15 protein-coding genes are annotated in these 17,671 nt (G+C 61.6%); 8 read left to right on the forward strand and 7 right to left on the reverse strand.

Features of this window, described 5'->3' with window-relative positions; translation table 11 throughout:
• Positions 1–8: 8 nt before the first annotated feature.
• From GM676_RS05390 to GM676_RS05400, 3 genes are read left to right on the forward strand one after another with little or no spacing between them, the layout of a single operon-like run.
• Positions 9–4,514 (forward strand): Eco57I restriction-modification methylase domain-containing protein, encoded by a 4,506-nt coding sequence (locus GM676_RS05390; protein ID WP_155462359.1) that lies wholly within the window; start codon positions 9–11, stop codon positions 4,512–4,514.
• A 16-nt stretch (positions 4,515–4,530) separates the two neighbouring features.
• Positions 4,531–6,525: a coiled-coil domain-containing protein gene (locus GM676_RS05395; protein WP_211923158.1), complete on the forward strand. Its 1,995-nt coding sequence runs from the start codon at positions 4,531–4,533 to the stop codon at positions 6,523–6,525.
• Between the two features lie 11 nt (positions 6,526–6,536).
• Positions 6,537–7,313 carry an HNH endonuclease gene (locus GM676_RS05400; RefSeq protein WP_155462360.1) on the forward strand — a complete coding sequence of 259 codons (777 nt, stop codon included), beginning with the start codon at positions 6,537–6,539 and terminating at the stop codon, positions 7,311–7,313.
• A gap of 218 nt (positions 7,314–7,531) precedes the next feature.
• Here GM676_RS05400 and GM676_RS05405 read toward each other — a convergent pair whose 3' ends face one another.
• The 4 genes from GM676_RS05405 to GM676_RS05420 all read right to left on the reverse strand — a co-directional run bounded on the left by GM676_RS05405 (position 7,532) and on the right by GM676_RS05420 (position 12,225).
• Positions 7,532–8,233 (reverse strand): GntR family transcriptional regulator, encoded by a 702-nt coding sequence (locus GM676_RS05405; protein ID WP_155462361.1) that lies wholly within the window; start codon positions 8,231–8,233, stop codon positions 7,532–7,534.
• Positions 8,234–8,312: 79 nt separating this feature from the next.
• Positions 8,313–9,908, reverse strand: coding sequence for a bifunctional 3-(3-hydroxy-phenyl)propionate/3-hydroxycinnamic acid hydroxylase (locus tag GM676_RS05410; protein WP_155462362.1), 1,596 nt, complete (start codon positions 9,906–9,908; stop codon positions 8,313–8,315).
• A 30-nt stretch (positions 9,909–9,938) separates the two neighbouring features.
• On the reverse strand, positions 9,939–11,369 hold the full coding sequence (locus tag GM676_RS05415; protein ID WP_155462363.1) for an aldehyde dehydrogenase family protein: 1,431 nt from the start codon (positions 11,367–11,369) through the stop codon (positions 9,939–9,941).
• 4 nt (positions 11,370–11,373) lie between these two features.
• Entirely contained in the window at positions 11,374–12,225 is an 852-nt protein-coding gene (locus GM676_RS05420) for a fumarylacetoacetate hydrolase family protein (RefSeq protein ID WP_155462364.1), read from the reverse strand.
• Positions 12,226–12,388: 163 nt separating this feature from the next.
• On the opposite strand from GM676_RS05420, the gene GM676_RS05425 reads away from it, so the two are divergent.
• Genes GM676_RS05425 through GM676_RS05435 form a run of 3 tightly spaced genes read left to right on the forward strand, consistent with a single transcriptional unit; the run spans position 12,389 to position 14,109 of the window.
• Positions 12,389–12,970 (forward strand): amino acid synthesis family protein, encoded by a 582-nt coding sequence (locus GM676_RS05425; protein ID WP_155462365.1) that lies wholly within the window; start codon positions 12,389–12,391, stop codon positions 12,968–12,970.
• Between the two features lie 21 nt (positions 12,971–12,991).
• The gene (locus GM676_RS05430; RefSeq protein WP_155462366.1) at positions 12,992–13,531 is read left to right on the forward strand and encodes a cupin domain-containing protein; all 540 of its coding nucleotides are present in this window, start codon (positions 12,992–12,994) and stop codon (positions 13,529–13,531) included.
• Positions 13,528–14,109 carry a malonic semialdehyde reductase gene (locus tag GM676_RS05435; RefSeq protein ID WP_155462367.1) on the forward strand — a complete coding sequence of 194 codons (582 nt, stop codon included), beginning with the start codon at positions 13,528–13,530 and terminating at the stop codon, positions 14,107–14,109. Before GM676_RS05430 ends, GM676_RS05435 begins: the two co-directional genes overlap by 4 nt.
• An 8-nt stretch (positions 14,110–14,117) precedes the next feature.
• Here the strand turns inward: GM676_RS05435 and panB are convergent, their stop codons facing one another.
• From panB to GM676_RS05450, 3 genes are read right to left on the reverse strand one after another with little or no spacing between them, the layout of a single operon-like run.
• Positions 14,118–14,933 carry a 3-methyl-2-oxobutanoate hydroxymethyltransferase gene (gene panB / locus GM676_RS05440; protein WP_155462368.1) on the reverse strand — a complete coding sequence of 272 codons (816 nt, stop codon included), beginning with the start codon at positions 14,931–14,933 and terminating at the stop codon, positions 14,118–14,120.
• A 12-nt stretch (positions 14,934–14,945) separates the two neighbouring features.
• Positions 14,946–15,245 (reverse strand): AzlD family protein, encoded by a 300-nt coding sequence (locus GM676_RS05445; protein WP_155462369.1) that lies wholly within the window; start codon positions 15,243–15,245, stop codon positions 14,946–14,948.
• Positions 15,242–15,973, reverse strand: coding sequence for an AzlC family ABC transporter permease (locus GM676_RS05450; RefSeq protein ID WP_155462370.1), 732 nt, complete (start codon positions 15,971–15,973; stop codon positions 15,242–15,244). Before GM676_RS05450 ends, GM676_RS05445 begins: the two co-directional genes overlap by 4 nt.
• Positions 15,974–16,086: 113 nt before the next feature.
• Here GM676_RS05450 and GM676_RS05455 point away from each other — a divergent pair, with 113 nt between their 5' ends.
• Positions 16,087–16,551, forward strand: a complete 465-nt coding sequence (locus GM676_RS05455; protein WP_155462371.1) for an Lrp/AsnC family transcriptional regulator — start codon at positions 16,087–16,089, stop codon at positions 16,549–16,551.
• Between the two features lie 52 nt (positions 16,552–16,603).
• Positions 16,604–17,668, forward strand: coding sequence for a helix-turn-helix domain-containing protein (locus tag GM676_RS05460; RefSeq protein WP_155462372.1), 1,065 nt, complete (start codon positions 16,604–16,606; stop codon positions 17,666–17,668).
• The last annotated feature ends 3 nt before the right edge of the window (positions 17,669–17,671 follow it).

Raw genomic sequence — 17,671 nt, forward strand, 5'->3', positions numbered from 1 at the left:
AAAACAATATGAAACGCACCCGCAACAGCAAACGCCAAGCTGCACTCAACCTACCCACCATTCAACTGGAAGGCAGCTTGTTCCTGCCCGACCAGCTGGAAAAGGCCGCCCAAGGTCGGGCGGCAGATCAGACGGAGGTGGACTATGGCATACCCAAGGGCGTCAAACTCAAGGACGAGTACAGCCGTTCCTTTCAGATCGCCAGTGCGCAGTGGCAGCATTTTGTCACCCAGACGGAACGTACCGACGTGGACGCTCACCGGCTTACTATCGGCTTCGTGAGCGAACTGTTGCACGACGCGCTGGGTTATACCTCTGTGCAACAAGCCCTTGCCGTACCAGTAGGTGCAATGGCTTACCCCATCAGCCTAGTGGCCGGCCAAATGGCTGTTCTTGTCGCGCCGCACAGCATTGGGCTGGACGATGCAGATTCGCGGTTCGCAGCTGCTGGCGGTGGCAATCGCAAGAAATCTGCCTTTCAGGCTATGCAGGAGCTGTTGAACGCCAGCTCAGAACATACCTGGGGCATGGTCAGCAACGGCAAGCAACTGCGCTTGTTGCGCGATGCGGCCTCGCTGACGCGTCCCTCCTACCTTGAGGTTGACCTCGCGGACCTTCTGGGTGGTCAGCGCTATGCAGAGTTCGCAAACGTTTGGCGCCTGCTGCATGCCAGCCGCGCACCACAAGCTGATGGCATTACTTGCGTGTGGGAGCGTTGGCGCGAAGCGGGCAAGGCCGAAGGAACCCGTGTTCGCGATGGACTGCGTAACGGGGTGGAGAAAGCTCTACTTACCTTTGGCGAAGGATTCCTGCAGCACCCCGCGAATGACGCTCTACGCGCTGCACTCAACGATGGCAGCTTGAGCACAGACGCCTATTTCCAACAACTGTTGCGCCTTATCTACCGTTTGATCTTTGTGTTCACTGTGGAAGAGCGTGGCGTATTACATCCGTTAGATGACGGCGCTGAAGCACTGGCTGCACGCAAAGCCTATGCTGAAGGCTATGCCCTGAGCCGTCTGCGCGAACTTTGCCTCAAGCGACGCGCACGCAACCGGCATGACGATCACTGGCAGGCCGTCCGCATCGTCTGGCTCGGCCTGGCCCACGGTCAAGTTCGGCTGGCCTTGCCCGCCCTAGGCGGGTTGTTCGCAATGGACCAGTGCCCCGATCTGGATACTGCTGGATTGCAAAACACCCACCTGCTGGCTGCGTTGCAGCACCTGCGCTGGGCCGTGACCATCCAAGGTAAATCCAGCAGCCTCACCCCGGTGGACTACCGCAACATGGGGCCGGAGGAGCTGGGCAGCGTGTACGAGAGCCTTCTGGAGTTGGTACCCACAGTTGATCTGCCTGCACGCCGATTTGGCTTCATCGGAATTACCGAAGAAGGCAGTACCGCTGGCAATGCCCGCAAGACGTCGGGGAGCTATTACACGCCCGACAGCCTGGTGCAAGAGCTGATCAAAAGCGCGCTGGACCCCGTTATTGAACAGCGCGTGGCTGAGCAGCCTGAACAGCCGGTCGAGGCTCTGCTGTCCATCCGCGTCATCGACCCGGCATGCGGCAGCGGCCACTTCCTGCTCGCCGCCGCGCGCCGCTTGGCCGAAAAGCTCGCGCAACTGCGCAGCCTGCAAGGAGAGCAAGAAGGCGCCGTCAAACCCCAGGACTATCGCCATGCCCTGCGCGATGTGGTGGCCCATTGCATTTACGGCGTCGATCGCAACCCAATGGCCATCGAGTTAGCCCGTACCGCGCTGTGGTTGGAAGGATTTGAGGAAGGTCGCCCGCTTAGTTTCCTGGATCACCATTTGCAGGTCGGCGACGCACTGCTAGGCCTGACTGACCTTAAGGCGTTAGAACTAGGCATCGCCAAAGACGCATACAAACCCCTGAGCGGCGACGACAAGGAGCTATGTAAGCAACTGGCAAAAGCCAACACCGCCGCCCTGAAAGACTTGGCAAAAAAACGCGATGCCCACGCCTTCGGTCAGCTGGACGTGTCCAACCATAACGGCAGCGGGCTGACCGAGCTGCAAACCCTCGAAGCCCTGCCCGAGGACAGCGCAGCGCAAATCGCCGCCAAGGCCGAGGCATACAGCGCCTACCTGCGGCAAGCTCGCACCGGTCGCCTCGCACAGGCCGCCCACTTGCTGCTGGGGGCCTACCTGCTCCCCAAGCGCGCCGACACCGCCGCCCAGATCCCGACCACTGCCACGCTCTACCTCACGCTGCAAGGCGTGGCGTTGCCTGCCGATCAACAGGGTGCCCTGATCGCTGCAGTGGCCGCATGCGATGAAGCACGCGTGCTGCACTGGCCGCTCGCCTTTCCGCAGGTATTTGCGCAGGGCGGATTTGACTGCGTGCTGGGAAACCCGCCTTGGGAACGCATCAAGCTACAAGAGGAAGAGTTCTTTGCCACCCGCCACCGCGATGTTGCCCAAGCCAAAAACAAGGCCGAGAGAGCCGAACGTATTCAGTGGTTGAGCGAGGGCAGGCTGGCCAAGCAAATCTACCCACAGCACGAGCATCCACCACACGAATGCGAGGCAGAGCAGAGGCTGTACGCCGAATTCATCAGCGCTCGCCGCACAGCGGAAGCTGCTAGCCTTTACGCACATGTGAAAGGCGAGGACGGTGGCCGCTATCCGCTCACAGGTCGCGGTGACTTGAATACTTACGCATTATTTGCAGAGAGCATCTGCCAGATTACCCACCCTAACGGACGAGCGGGCTTCATCGTTCCAACAGGCATTGCCACAGATGATGGAACCAAAGCATATTTCGGACATCTCTCTCAACAAGCGCGACTGGTGAGTCTGCTGGGGTTCTGGGAAATCCGACGACTCTTTCCAGGGACAGATAGCCGTGACTCCTTTTGCCTTCTCACAATCGGCGCGGCCCCAGAGGCGAACTTCATCTTCCATGCAAAGGAGCTGATTGACCTGGCCGATGAACGCCGCCGCTTCCGCCTCACACCAGAGGAATTCAGACTCATTAATCCGAATACTCTCACCTGCCCGATTTTCCGCAGCAAACACGACGCTGAGCTAACCAAAAAGATTTATCGCATTTTGCCTGTGCTTATCGACGAAGGGCGACCCGACGGCAATCCGTGGAGCATCGGTTTCACGGCCATGATGCACATGTCCGGCGACAGCCACCTATTTGCCGAAAAACCAGCAGAAGGTTTTGTGCCACTTTATGAAGCTAAGCTGATTCACCAGTTCGACCACCGTTGGGCCACCTACGGGGCAGATGGCAACAGCCGCGACATGAGCGATGCAGAAAGAGGGGACCCAAGATGCGTGATGACACCCCATTATTGGGTGAGCCAGGCCGAGGTAGAGAAACGCCTGAAGGACAAGGGGTGGGCGCGCGATTGGCTGATGGGATGGAGGGACATCTGCCGTGCGACCGACGAGCGCACAGTGATTGCAAGCGTGATGCCGCGAGTTGGCGTCAACCACAAGACTCCGCTCTTCTTCCTAGACCAAACTCTATCGGTCGCGCACAGTGCCGCCATGCTCGCCAACTTTAATTCATTGGTGCTCGACTATGTAGCCCGCCAAAAGGTCGGTGGAACTTCTCTTGCCTACTTCTACTTGAAGCAGCTCCCGTTTTTGCCCCCCGAGCGCTACACTGATGCCGATCTCGCTTTCATCGTGCCGCGCGTGCTGGAACTCACCTACACTGCTCAGGACTTGCAAGCTTGGGCTAAGGACTTGGGCTTTGACGGCCCGCCCTTCGTCTTCAATCCACCGCGCCGCGCCGAAATACGCGCCGAACTCGACGCCTACTACGCCCACCTCTACGGCCTGACTCCTGAAGAGTTGCGCTATATCCTCGATCCCTATGAAGTGTTAGGCGAGGACTACCCGAGTGAAACCTTCCGCGTGCTCAAAAAGCGCGAAGTGAAGGAGTTTGGTGAGTACAGAACTCTGACCTTGGTGATGCGAGAGTTCGGCCGCATGACTCTTGTCGGGGACAAAAGAGAGTCCTATGTCAGCCTGCTCAACCCGCCGCCAGGTGTGCAAGCGGCACCTGGCTACTCGACGCATGGTGTCATCTGCGACGAGGCCGACGCCCATCTTGCCGGCCTGATGCTGACCATGATCAAGCAAGCACAACGTCTGCCCCGCCGTACGCTGACGCAGTCGCTGACCTTGGCGAGCCAGCCCGACTTGCAGGCAAGCTTTGTCGATGCGCCGGGGGGCGCATTGCTCCACTCGTTTGCGCAGTCGCATCCGGGGGTGTTTGACAGTTCCCGGCTGGGAGGTGATCGCGTCCATCAGTGGCTTCGCCACTTTGAGTCGACCGGTGTGGTCCGGCTTGACGTGGCCAGCGATTCTATTGAACGTGTCGCTTCGGCTGCTTGGCCTGCCGAAGCGCTGGTGGCTAGCGATACCGCTCAAGTTGCAGTGTTGCTGGTTCAAACCGCGACCCAAGCCTTCGCCAGAATGGCTTCAGCCGGGGAGGACTTAGCCTCTCCCCGTCCCCAGAAACAGGCCTGATTAAGAGGAGAGAACGGTGGAGCAACTAACCCAGCACCTTCCAGCCGAAAGGAACGCGCCACGTCTGTGGTTCGAGCGCTTGATCCTCTTTTCCGAACCTGGTGACGACCATGTGCTGCGCACGATCTCGTTTCAACGCGGCCTGAACATCGTCTGGGCCAAGGAACCGAGTGCTGGCCACGCACAGGGCACCCGCGCGGCTGGGCATGGTGTGGGCAAGACTTCACTGTGTCTGTTGCTGCGCTTTTGCATGGGCGATGCATCCGATGCCGTGGCGGAGCTGCGAGAAGAACTGGTCCGGGAGTTTGCTCAAGGTGGCCTCGTCGCCGTCCTGCATGTGGACGGACAGCCATTCACATTGTGCCGATATTTCAACGCGCATAAGGAGGGAATGGCCTATCTGGGGACAGACATCACCGGGATCTGGACTCGCCAAGCCGAGTGCGGCGACCGTGCCTTCCTCAAAAAGCTTGCCGACGATATGATGGGGCGGGTCTCGCCCAAGTCCATTCCCGAGACCGGCCAGCCCATCGAGTGGCGTCATCTACTGGCCTGGATCAGCCGGGATCAGGGGGCACGCTTCAAGTCTTTCTATACGTGGCGCGATGGTGAGGGCAACCTGTTGCAGAGACGGCGGCAAGACCCGCCCATCGTCATGCGGGCCGTGCTGGGTCTACTGGACAAGGGGGAGTCTGCTCTGCTCACTCGGGCGGCTGAGCTTGAAGAAGGTCTGAAGAAGGCCCGTGAGAAGACAGAAGAACTTCTGAAAGAGCCTTTCTTGATCCGGCGCCGCATTGAGTCGAGCCTGAGAGCACAAGGACAGTTACCGGCTGATCTGCCCATCCGCACCGACGATCTTTTCGCCGACTCAGTGGAGCGGCGCATCAAGGCGGCCAGTGAAGACGCCGAAGCGCGCCTTGCTCTGTGGGATACCAAACAGGAAGCGGATGATCTGGCCTTGGCCGAACTGCGGGCAGGGCTGAAGCAGCTACAAGCTGAGTACGACCGGGCGGAAGCTGAGTACAAGTATGCCGATGCGGCCCGGCAAGGTGACGAGAAGGCGTTTCTCTCTCTTGGCGCTCAACTCTTGGAGCTCCAGCAACTGACAGGGCATTGCAAGCACGGAAGGCTGGAGTTTGCCGATTGCCAGCATGTGCAGGAGGAGATGAATAAGCTGAAGCAATTCAGCTTCCACGACGCCCGCGACAAGCCAAACCTTAAGCAGGCCATGGAGGTGTCCATCGGGTTCGCCGGAAAAGCGCTGGAGCGCAAGGAGGCCATATGGCGACGCCTTGAGGAAATGCGCCGGGAAGAAGGAACGCTGGTCGCCGCGCTGCAGAAGACGCGCATGGCCAGAAGAACGGCAGAGATCGAGGCGAACAAGTGGCCCACCCTGCTGGATGAACTGACTCGTTGGGAAGCCACGGCTGGATCTGCACTGGCCCAGGCCGACATTGAAGCTTCCCGGGCGAATGTACGCCGAGTCGAGCAAGAACTGAATGGCGTGCAAACCAAGTTGGCTGTCGCGCAGAAGAGCAAGTCTGACCACGAAAGGGCGCTAGCGGCCATCACCGACGCGCTGACGCAGCAGTTGTTTCCCGATGGCGCATTTGGCGCTTTCGATCCTCGCGACGAACAGCGTCCGTTTCGCTTGTCCATGCGCGGTGGAGAAGCTTTCCGCGTCTTGGAAGTGCTACTGGGGGATGTAGCTTGCATGCTGAACAGCCCTCGCGCAGCCGGTGCGCTGCCAGGGCTGTTCATCCACGACTGCCCACGCGAAGCCGACATGAGCACAGGGCTATACGAGAACTTCCTGTCGCTGATTGACACCCTGCAAAGGGAGCAGTACCCAGACGGGCAATTGCCATTCCAGTACATCGTCACCACGACCACGCCGCCGCCTATCGGTCTGCAAGGCGACGTGGTGCGACTGACTCTCGACCCGAGCACAGATCAGGGGCTACTGTTCTGCAAGCGCTTCGTGGTCGAGCGGCAACGCGTTTTGCCATAGGTGACTGAAGAATGAATCCGCTACAACGAGCGCTGATCGAGAAGCTCGGCCATGACTATGGCTTTGAACACGTTCTGGCCAGTGATGCGGGGTGCGTGGTACTGGCTTCAGCACGACATCCTGCAAATGCAAGAGTAACGGTGCCGCCATCGGGTGGATATTTGCTGTACTTACTGGCTGACACGCCCGCACTGCTGCCTGAAATGAATCGTACTTTTGGCCAAGAGAGCACAGCGGCCGGTTTTGTTGCCAAATCTGAGGCACGCTTGGCAGCGTTTCTCCGCCGTGCGGCCGGACTAGCACGCGCCTTGCCCAGTCAGGCGGCCCAGGACTATGAGGCATCTGTGGCCACCCAACTGGCGCAACTGCCTACAGGCGTGAAAGGCACAGAGGTCGAGCGGCTGGTGCGTCAACGTGTCGGTCAGCAGAAGTTCCGCGAAGCCATGCTCGATTATTGGGGCGGTGCGTGCGCGGTGACGGGGCTAGCGTTACCCGAAGTTCTGCGAGCCAGCCATGCCAAACCCTGGTCAGAGTGTGAAAGCGATGCGGAACGGCTGGACGTGTTCAACGGCTTCTTGCTGGTGGCCAACCTGGATGCGCTATTTGATCGCTTCCTGATCAGCTTTGACGACGGAGGGCATATCTTGGTGTCATCGCGAGTTGGGCACGTTGAGCAAACGCGTCTAGGATTGGTGGCAGGTATGACGCTGCGCTGGCTGACTGATCCACACCGAAACTACCTCGCTTTGCACCGGGCGCGTTGCGGTGATCTCAAGCCGATAGCATGAATGAGGGACCACGGGAGGCATTTTCCTCATGCAGCGTTAAAAGGCCAGCAGGAACGCATCTTCGATAAGTACAAAGGCAGCAAGTTTGTTTTGCGTGACCATGCAGAGGGCGGCCTACAAGTTCAGTTCTTCTTGTTCGCGCTTTGATAACGCGCCAACCGGTTTGCTGGAGTTTGACTTGGGCAATTGCCGCCAGGAAGCCGAGATAGGGAGCGTCCTTATTGCAGCGTCGCCAGCTGGCGGGCGAGGGTGTCGCCGATGCTGTCCTTGGTGTGGTCGATGTGCTTGCGCAGCAGCTTGACGGCTTTTTCCTGCTCCCGCGCCAGCACCGCCTTCATCAGCACCTGGTGCTCGTTGCTCTTGTGGCGCTCGGTCTGGCGGTGCAGCGCCGAGTAGCGGCGATAGCGCTCGGCGCGGTCGAACAGCGAATCGATCATGTTCAGCAGCAGCGGCGAGGGGCAGGCGGAGAACAGCGCGAAGTGGAAGGCCTTGTGGCGCTCCGACCATTCGTCGTCCAGCGCCACCGGGCCGGGGCCGAGCCGCTTTTCCACCACGCTGAGGCGGTGGAAGGCGGCCAGCACGTCGCCTTCCCAGGCGTCGTCGCCATATTGCATGGCGTCGGACAGGGCTTCGCCCTCCAGCAAGCTGCGGATACGGGAAATTTCGTGGAAGTCTTCCACCGTGAGCGGGGCCACGCGGAAGCCCTTGTTGTCGCTGGCGTTGACGATGCCTTCCTGCGCCAGCCGGTTCAGGGCTTCGCGGATCGGCGAGCTGCTCAGGTCGTAAGCCTTGGACAAGGCCTCGACCTTGAGCTTGCTGCCGGGCGCCAGCTCGCAGCAGACGATGGCGCGCTTCATTTTGGTCAGGGCGACCTCGATCAATGAAGCGCCCTCTGCCGGTTGAGCGAACAGATTAGCCATGACGTTATCCTGAATATCTACACATTCCTCATTTTATGCCTAAAACTACAGAAAATGCAAATTCCGGCAACGTGGCGTATCAGGCCGCCAGGCTGGCCTCGGCGGCATCGGCGGACGGGGCCGCCAGCAGACGGGCCAGGTTGTCGAGCAGGGCCGCGCCGCCGGCGGCCGAGGCGGCGCCGCCAAACACGTAGTGGTCGGGCCGCACCAGCGCCACCTGGCAGCCGTGCTGCCGGAACCAGCCGGCCAGCACGCCATCCTGCTCGCGGTAGTCATGCGGGCCGCTCGCCGTCTCGTCCGCCAGGCGCGCCAGCACCAGCGGCAGGCCGGGATGGCGCGCCGCCGCCTGTTGCAGCGCCTCCAGCGGCACGCCCGGCGCCGCCACCAGCCGGAAGGTGGCGCCGGTGAATTCGTCCAGCAGGCCGCTGAGGCCGGCGCTATTGACCACGCGCGGCTGGGGGAACAGTTTGCCGCGCACGCCCGCCGCGTCGTCCGGCGCCAGCAGGCCGGATGCCAGACCCGGGATCAGCGACTGACGGATGGTCGGTCCGTCGGCGGCGGCCATTTCTTCCAGCATGCGGGCATCGCGCTCGGCGGCTTTGGCCGGGTCGCGTTCGCAGATCACCTGGCCCAGTCCCTTGGTCACCAGCGTGGTGCTGCGCACGTGCGGCAGGCGCTCCTGCTGGTAGGTGTCGAGCAGCGCCTCGGACGCCTGGCCGCGGCACACCATGGCCAGCTTCCACACCAGGTTGGACGCGTCGCGGATGCCCTGGCACATGCCTTGCGCCATGAACGGCGGCGTCATGTGGGCGGCGTCGCCGAGGAAGAACTGGTTGTCCTGGCACCAGGTCTTGAGCACCAGCGCGTGGAAGCGGTAGGCCGAGGCGCGCCAGATTTCGTACTCGTGCGGTTGCAGCCAGCGCGAGATGAGCTTGCGGATGGCCTCCGGCTGCTGGATGCTGTCCGGCGTTTCATCGTGGTTGATGGTGAATTCCCAGCGCCGGTGCAGGCCGGGGCCGACGATGTAGCTGCTGGGACGGGCGGTTTCGCAGAACTGGACGTTGGTCTCGGGTAGGCGGCCCAGCGCCTCCGGCTTGACCAGCACGTCGACCACCATCCAGGGCTCGTCGAAGGCCAGGTCTTCCATCTCCAGCCCGAGCCGGGTGCGCAGCGGGCTGGTGCCGCCATCGCAAGCCAGCACGTAGCGCGCCGTGACGCGGCTTTCGGCGCCATCATGGCGGCGCAGCAGGACGCTGGAGCCGGCGCCCTCGGGCGTCACGGAAATCACCTCGGTGCCCAGCTCCACGCTGACGCCGGGCAGGGTGTTCAGGTTGCCGCGCAGCGCGCCTTCCACCGCCGGCTGGGAGAACACATAGTTGGAGGCCCAGCCCAGCGGGTAGGGTGCGCCGGCCGGCGCGATGCGCTTGATGACGCGGCCGCCGGTGGTCTGGTATTCCGAGGTGCGGTAGGGCAGCACCGCGTCGGCGATCTGTTCGGCGATGCCGAGGTTGCCGAAGATGCGCATCACTTCCTGGTCCAGGCCGAAGGCGCGCGGCTTGTCGTAGATGTCCAGCATCTTGTCGACCGCCAGCGTGTTCAATCCCCAGCTGCCGGCCAGGTTGGCCGCCACCGCGCCCACCGGTCCCATGCCGATGATAAGCAAGTCAAAATCCATGTTTGTCTCCTGTGTCATTATCTGCTGAGCTTATGCTTTTGTATATGCCGTCTTGACGGTGGTGAAGAACTCCGCCGCGTAGCTGCCCTGTTCGCGCGCGCCATAGCTGGAACCCTTGCTGCCGCCGAACGGCACGTGGTAGTCCACGCCGGCGGTTGGCACGTTGACCATCACCATGCCGGCCTGCGCGTGCCGCTTGAAGTGGGCGGCGTGGCGCAGCGAGCTGGTGCAGATGCCGGCGGTCAGGCCGAAGGGGCTGGCGTTGGCGATGTCCAGCGCATGCTCATAGTTGTCGGCCGGGATGGCGCAGGCCACCGGGCCGAAGATTTCCTCCTGGGCGATGCGCATGGCCGGGGCGGCGTCGGCGAACAGGGCGGGACGCATGAAGTAACCTTCGGTGTCGCGTTGCAAAGCCTCGCCGCCGAAGACCAGCCGCGCGCCCTCGTCGCGGCCGATGGCCACATAGTCCAGGTCCTGTCGCAGCTGGGCGGCGTCGGCCACCGGGCCGATCTGGGTGTCGGGGCGCAGCGCGTGGCCGACTTGCAGCGTGGCCAGCTGTTCCTGCATGCGCTGGACAAAGCGCGGATAAATGCCTTTTTCCACGATGAAGCGCGACGAGGCGGTGCAGCGCTGCCCGGTCGAGAAATAGGCGCCCTGGATGGCGCAGTCGACGGCGGTGTCGAGATCGGCGTCGTTGAGCACCAGCAGCGGATTCTTGCCGCCCATCTCCAGCTGCACCTTGGCGCGGCGCTGGGCCGCCGTGGCCAGCAGCCGGTGTCCGGTCTCCACCGAGCCGGTGAAGCTGATCGCCGCCACCGACGGCGACTCGATCATGGCTTGCCCGACCACGCCGCCGCGCCCCATCACCAGGTTGAACACGCCGGCCGGCAGACCGGAGCGGCTGATGATCTCGGCCAGCGCCCAGGCGCTGCCGGGCACCAGGTCTGCCGGCTTGAACACCACCGTGTTGCCGTAGGCGAGAGCGGGTGCGATCTTCCAGGCCGGGATCGCCATCGGAAAGTTCCACGGCGTGATGATGCCGACCACGCCGACCGGCTCGCGCGTGATGTCGACCTCGATCTCGGGCCGCACCGAGGCCAGCTTGTCGCCGCGCTGGCGCAGCGCCTCGCCGGCGAAAAACTTGAAGATGTGGCCGGCGCGCGCCACCTCGGCCACCGCTTCGGCCAGGGTCTTGCCTTCCTCGCGGGCCAGCAGGGTGCCCAGGTCCTGTTGACGGCGCAGCAGTTCGGCGCCGATGAAGTCGAGCGCGATGGCGCGCCGCTGGATGCCGGCATGGGCCCAGGCGTGCCGGGCGTCGCTGGCGGCGGCGATGGCTTGCCTCGCCTGCACGGCGTCGGCCTGCGCATACACGCCGACCAGCTCGCCGAGATCGGAGGGATTGAGGTTCTCGCGGACGGTGGGGCCGGTCACCCACTCGCCGCCGATCAGGTTGGCGTGCATGGCGTCAGGCTTCGTCGGCCACCGGATTGGACAGGGTGCCGATCTGCGAAATCACCACCTCGTAGCGGTCGCCGGCCTTCAGGAACACCGGCGGCGTGCGCTTGAAGCCGATGCCGCTCGGGGTGCCGGTGGCCAGGATGTCGCCCGGATTCCACGGCAGCGCTTTGGAAATGTAGGCGATCAGCGCCGGGATGTCGAACGCCAGCTCGGACAGCTTGCCGTGCTGCATGCGCTCGCCGTTGAGCAGGCCGGTGACGGTCAGTTCGCGGTAGTCGGCGATCTCGTCGGCGGTGACCAGCCACGGGCCGATGGCGCCGGTGGCGGCGAAGTTCTTGCCCATGCCGTACTGGTGGGTGTGGAACTGCCAATCGCGCACGCTGGCGTCGTTGAAGCAGGTATAGCCGGCCACGTGTTCCATGGCGTCGGCCGGGTCGATGTGCGCGCCGCCCTTGCCGATCACCACGGCCAGCTCGGCCTCGAAGTCGAAATCGGCCGAGGCCTTGGGGCGCAGCAGCGGCGCCTCGTGCGCCAGCAGGGTTTCGCTGTAGCGCTGGAAGATCACCGGATACTGGCCCACCTTGCGGCCGGCCTCAGCGGCGTGTTCCACATAGTTGATGCCGACACACACCACCTTGCCGGGACGCGGAATCACTGGCGCCAGCTGCACGCTGTCGAGCGCATAGTCGGCCTTGGCGGCGGCGACCAGTTGGCCTGCTTGCGCCACCAGCGCGTTGTCCGCGAGCAGGGCCGCCAGATCTGGCACGCCGTTCAGGCGATGGGTCAGTTCCACCACGCCGTTGGCAGTGACGGCGCCAAAGTGCGCCTGGCCGGCGCGGTGATACGAAATCAGTTTCATGCTTTTCTCCTTGGGTCTATGTCGGGCGACGATGCAGACGATTATAGGATTAATTTTTAATTTTGTGCACAAAAATATTTAGTTTGCATAAAAATGACTGCTATGTATAATCGGTGACAGGATACTTTTGCGGCCGCAGTGCCGCCTGACTGAGGAGAATTGCATGTCGCTCGTGAATGTGCGGAAGTACAAACTGGATGTGGAGGAATGCTGGCACGAGGGCGGGCCGCGGCTGGCCACGCCGCTGCGGGTGGCGGTGGCGGCGGCGGTGGTGAAGAACCCGTTTACCGGCCGCTATGAACCGGACCTGCTGCCGTTCATGGCGGAACTGCGCCAGCTGGGCAGCGAACTGTCGGCGCGCGCGATTGCCGCGCTGGGCGGCGTGGAGGCGGTGCAGGCCTACGGCAAGGCCGCCATCGTCGGCGAGGATGGCGAACTGGAACATGGCGCCGTGTGGCACGAGGCGGGCGGCTGGGCCATGCGCGAGGCGCTGGGGCAGCCCAAGGCGATCGTGCCGTCGGCCAAGACCATCGCTGGCATCGGCACGCGCCTGATCGTTCCACTGGGCCATGTGCAGGCGGCCTACGTGCGCAGCCACTTCGGTTCGGCCGAGATGACGATCTGGGACGGTCCGCGCCGTGACGAGATCGTATTCGGCCTGGCCATGGCGACCGGCGGCCGCGTGCATGCGCGCCTGGGCGGCCTGGCGGCGGCTGACGTAGTGGGCAACGACGGCCTGCGATAATACAAAAAACAGGAGGAGACCATGAAAATACGACGCATCGTCACCGGCCACGACGGCCAGGGCGCATCCATCTTTGCCTTGGATGCGCCGGCGCCGCGCGCCAGCGTGATTCCCGCCATTGCCGGCCACGCCTTCGCACAAGTGTGGGCGACCGGACCGGGCGCCAGCGTGCCGTGGAACGGCGCCGACCCGACGCTGGGTGGCGGCTCGCTGCTGCCGGCCGCCGGCGGCAGCAGCCTGCTGGTGGTGGCGTTTCCGCCGGCCGAGGTCTTCATGCGACCGGACTTCGATGGCGCCGCCGCCGGCGCGCAACTGGCGGCGGCCGCACCCGGCCTGATCGACACCTTCGAAGCCGACCATCCCGGCATGCACACCACCGACAGCGTCGATTATGGCTTTGTGCTGGACGGCGAAATCTGGCTGGAGCTCGACCATGGGGAAGAGAAGCTGGTACGTCCCGGCGATATCGTGGTGCAGAACGGCACCCGCCACGCGTGGCGCAACAAGACCGACAAGCCGGTCACGGTTGCCTTCGTGCTGGTGGGCGCGCAGCGCACATGAGCGCCGAGATGCAGGCGCGGCTGTTCCTGGAGGCGCGCAGCCAGAATCGCTGGCTGCCGCGCCCGGTGCCGGACAGCCTGTTGCGCGAGTTGTACGAGCTGATGAAGTGGGGCCCGACCAGCATGAACAGCTCGCCGCTGCGGGTGTTGTTCCTGCGCAGCGAGGAGGCGCGCCAGCGGCTGCTGCCGGCGATGGCCGCGCCCAACGTCGACAAAGTCCGCACGGCGCCGGTGCTGGCCATCGTTGCCTACGACACCTGCTTCTACGAGCGGATGCCTTACTTGTTCCCGCATCGGCCGGAAGCCGGCGATCTGTTCCGCCGCAACGTCAAGCTCAGCCAGGACACCGCCTTCCGCAACAGCAGCTTGCAGGGCGCCTACCTGATGGTGGCGGCGCGCCTGCTGGGGCTGGATTGCGGGCCGCTCTCCGGCTTCGATGAGCAACGAGTGAACGACACGTTCTTTGCCGACAGCTCCCTGCGCGTCAACTTCCTCTGCGGCCTCGGCTACGGCGACCCTGACGGCCTGTTCCCACGCCACCCGCGCCTGCCATTCGAGGAAGCCTGCCAACTGCTGTAGCGGCCGCGCTAGAAGCAGTGTTCTGTCGACGGGAAGGACTTCTCCTTGACTGTTACGACATAACTACGAATGGCATCCGCTATGCTCGATTGTCCGGCCATGAAATTGCGGACGAAGCGCGCTTTTTTGCCAGGGAAGACATCCAGCATGTCGTGCATGACCAGCACCTGGCCGGAGCAATCAGGGCCGGCGCCTATGCCGATGGTCGGCATTGAAAGCGCTTCGGTCAGTTCCTTGCCCAATGCGGCAGGTATGGCTTCAAGCAGGAGCATGGAGGCTCCTGCCGCTTCCAATGCAAGCGCTTCATCTTTCAAGCGTTGCGCCGCTTCGGCGGTTTTCCCCTGGACTTTGAAACCGCCGAGCTGGTGCACATATTGCGGTGTCAGGCCGAGATGGGCGAAAACCGGTATGCCGCGCTCTGTCAGAAACTGTACGGTATCGCGTAGCCATAGGCCGCCCTCGATTTTGACCATCTGCGCGCCGGCCTGCATCAGCTTGACCGCATTCTCATAAGCGGTCCGGGGTGTGCCGTAACTGCCGAAAGGCATATCCGCCGTCAAAAACGCAGTGCGGTTCCCGCGAGCGACACATTCCGTATGGTACGCAATGTCGTTGACGCTTACCCCTAGTGTGGTGCCACGGCCCTGGCAGACGTTACCCAAGGAGTCGCCTACCAGCAGCATATCAACGCCGCATTGATCCATCAGCGTTGCGAAGCTGGCGTCGTAGCAGGTCAGCATGGCGATCTTTTCGCCGGCGTTTGCCATTTCCCGCAGACGCGGCAAAGTCACCGATGTTGAACGGTTTGGAAGGTACGCGTTCATTTTTTTCCTTTCTTAAAAGCTCAACGTGCGCAACAACCCTGCCGTCGTCACGCCAAGTAATACAGTGGGGAGCATGGACAAGCGGGTTGCAGCCAGCACCGTCACGGCAAGCGCCAGCAAGTCCTCTACACGATTGCTCACGAAATGTGGTGCAATCACCGAGATCAACACGCAGCCAGGCGCCGATTCAAGTACCTGCATGGCGCGCGGGCTTAACGTCCGGTTGCGTAGCGCGAGGTAGCCAAGTATCCGCGTGAGATAGGTGGTGACCGCCATTGCCAATATCGACAGTACAGTGGTGTAGCTGATCATCGCTTGCTCCCCGCAAAAAGATACGCGGAGATCAGTCCGGATAACGCGCCGGCGGCGACGTACCAGGCGCCAGGTACCGATCGATATGTGATCGCCGCAACGGCGAGGCTGATGAACCACGGACGGGAAGGTGCGAAGCCTTTCCACATTCCTCGCAGCAGCACCAGAAAGACCGCCGGAAAAGCCATCTGCAAGCCGAAGGCTTCCAAGTCTGTGATCATGGGGCCGAGCAGGGCGCCGAGTGTGGTGAAAAACACCCAGGTCATATACAGCCCGATTGAGGCGCCCAGATAGTATCGAAGATTGAACCCGCCTGGCTTCTCGCGGGCCTGTGCATCCGCCAGCCCCATGGCCCAACTCTCATCACACATGAGGAAGAGCGCAGGTAGCGCCTGCCGCTTTGGAAGATGCCGCAAATGAGGCGCGAGCACAGCGCCCATCAGCAGGTGACGACTGTTGATCAGGAACGTCATCGCGACGAGCAGGGCCAGTTGTGGCGGTGAGCTCCAGAGGGCAATGGCGGCGAACTCGGAGCCGCCGCCGAAATTCAATCCGGTCAATAGCGGTACTTCCATCGGGCTAAACCCTTTGCTGCTTGCCTGCGCACCCAGGACCAGAGCGAAAGGAATAAAGCCTGCCATGACAGGTAATGCATCCCTCAAGCCCCGGCGCGCAGGAAAATTGAATAAGCTAGTCATCGTCACCAATCTCTGCAAGAAAATTGGCATTCTGAGCTAAATTCGTTGAAATTTTTGTGCGTTGTTGTCTACGGTTTGCCACTACATTGGATGTGTATGCCGTATATTCTGTAGATCGTGCGTTTTTATGCCAAGGATTTCAAATGGAGTTAAAGCTAGACAAAATCGATCACAAAATTCTGAACGAACTTCAGCGGGACGGACGCTTGCCGAATGTAGACCTGGCCAAACGCGTAGGGCTATCGCCGTCGCCCTGCCTGCGCAGGGTGCGTCTGTTGGAGGAGGCGGGAATCATCGATCGCTATGTGGCATTGCTCGACCCGGCAAAAGTGGGGGCGGGCATGACGGTGTTTGCGCGTGTCTGGCTGGTGGGACAGGACGAGAAGACGGTGAACACCTTCATCTCTGCCGTAAAAGACATGCCGCAGGTCACCGAGTGTTATTTGATGGCTGGCGACTGCGACTTCCTGCTGCGCGTCGCCGTCGCCGACCTGGACGCCTATCGGCAGTTTCAGGTGCTCTACCTGACCCGTCTGAAAGTGGTGCAGAGCGTCAAGAGCGAGATCCCGATGCAGAAGATAAAGCACACATCGCAAATCATGTTGTAATCGAGGTGGCGGTTGGTTGACAAATATTTTTTTGATCTGTAGTTTGTCAACCATGGGAACCCCAATACATGAACGGATACGTCGAGCAAGAATTTCCAGAGGGTTGACTCTGGAGGCCTTGGCGCAAGAGCTCGGCGATATCACCAAGCAAGGACTCAGCAAGTTCGAGAAGGGCCTTGCTGTGCCAAGTTCGACCCGGCTATTGCAGCTGTCCAAGGCCTTGGGGGTGAAGCCGGAGTATTTTTTCCGCTCCAATACCGTTTCTCTGGCACCACTTGAATTTCGTAAGCTCTCCAGAATGCCGGCATATCGACAGGAACAAGTCCAGGAAATGATGCGAGATCATCTGGAGCGCTATCTCTCGTTGGAAAAAAGTTTTGATGAGAATTTGTCGATCAAGCTGACTCCGGCACGATCGGTTGCGGTCAATTCCATTGATGATGCTGAATCGGCTGCTACGTGGTTGCGGAAGAAATGGGGTGTCGGCAATGACGCGATTGCCGACCTTATCGATCTTCTTGAGAACCAAGGTTTCAAAGTCGTTCTTCTAAACGGGATCGACAACTTTGACGGCGCTTGCGCGGCGACTGTCGATGAGCGCAACGTGCTCTTCGGGCTCAACGGTGACAGGCCAGGCGAGCGTATGCGTTTTACCGCTGCCCATGAGCTGGGGCACTGGATAATGAAGCTTCCGCAGCATATGCCTGAGAAGGACAAGGAGCGTTGTTGCCACCGTTTTGCCGCGGCATTCCTGTTCCCGGCCGGGCAAGTCAAGCTGGAGTTCGGCGTTCATCAAAGGTCCAAAGTGCATCCACAAGAGCTTTTCAATGCCAAGAAGACCTACGGCGTCTCCATGGCCATGATTAGTCTGCGATTAAAAGATTTGGGGTTGTTGAGTGACGCTGGTTATCGATCCTTGCTTATCCAGTTTGGCCAGCAGGGGTGGCGCAAATCCGAGCCTGGCGCGCTGCCCAGCGAGCGGCCCCGGCGGTTTGAATCGCTGACGTTCCGTGGGTTGTCCGAAGATATTTTTACTATCTCACGGGCCGCCGAGTTGCTCCAGATTCCCATTAGCCGATTGACCGACCGTGTTCTTGGAGCCCTTTTGCACGAATGAGTT

This window comes from Duganella radicis (assembly GCF_009720825.1).
In the GTDB taxonomy this organism is placed as follows: domain Bacteria; phylum Pseudomonadota; class Gammaproteobacteria; order Burkholderiales; family Burkholderiaceae_D; genus Rugamonas; species Rugamonas radicis.

Bases quoted from the DNA above. Each gene is read 5' to 3' on its own strand.
- GM676_RS05390 (WP_155462359.1), top strand. From the start codon at position 9: ATGAAACGCACCCGCAACAGCAAACGCCAAGCTGCACTCAACCTACCC.
- GM676_RS05400 (WP_155462360.1), top strand. From the start codon at position 6,537: ATGAATCCGCTACAACGAGCGCTGATCGAGAAGCTCGGCCATGACTAT.
- GM676_RS05405 (WP_155462361.1), bottom strand. From the start codon at position 8,233: ATGGCTAATCTGTTCGCTCAACCGGCAGAGGGCGCTTCATTGATCGAG.
- GM676_RS05410 (WP_155462362.1), bottom strand. From the start codon at position 9,908: ATGGATTTTGACTTGCTTATCATCGGCATGGGACCGGTGGGCGCGGTG.
- GM676_RS05415 (WP_155462363.1), bottom strand. From the start codon at position 11,369: ATGCACGCCAACCTGATCGGCGGCGAGTGGGTGACCGGCCCCACCGTC.
- GM676_RS05420 (WP_155462364.1), bottom strand. From the start codon at position 12,225: ATGAAACTGATTTCGTATCACCGCGCCGGCCAGGCGCACTTTGGCGCC.
- GM676_RS05425 (WP_155462365.1), top strand. From the start codon at position 12,389: ATGTCGCTCGTGAATGTGCGGAAGTACAAACTGGATGTGGAGGAATGC.
- GM676_RS05430 (WP_155462366.1), top strand. From the start codon at position 12,992: ATGAAAATACGACGCATCGTCACCGGCCACGACGGCCAGGGCGCATCC.
- GM676_RS05435 (WP_155462367.1), top strand. From the start codon at position 13,528: ATGAGCGCCGAGATGCAGGCGCGGCTGTTCCTGGAGGCGCGCAGCCAG.
- panB (WP_155462368.1), bottom strand. From the start codon at position 14,933: ATGAACGCGTACCTTCCAAACCGTTCAACATCGGTGACTTTGCCGCGT.
- GM676_RS05445 (WP_155462369.1), bottom strand. From the start codon at position 15,245: ATGATCAGCTACACCACTGTACTGTCGATATTGGCAATGGCGGTCACC.
- GM676_RS05450 (WP_155462370.1), bottom strand. From the start codon at position 15,973: ATGCCAATTTTCTTGCAGAGATTGGTGACGATGACTAGCTTATTCAAT.
- GM676_RS05455 (WP_155462371.1), top strand. From the start codon at position 16,087: ATGGAGTTAAAGCTAGACAAAATCGATCACAAAATTCTGAACGAACTT.
- GM676_RS05460 (WP_155462372.1), top strand. From the start codon at position 16,604: ATGGGAACCCCAATACATGAACGGATACGTCGAGCAAGAATTTCCAGA.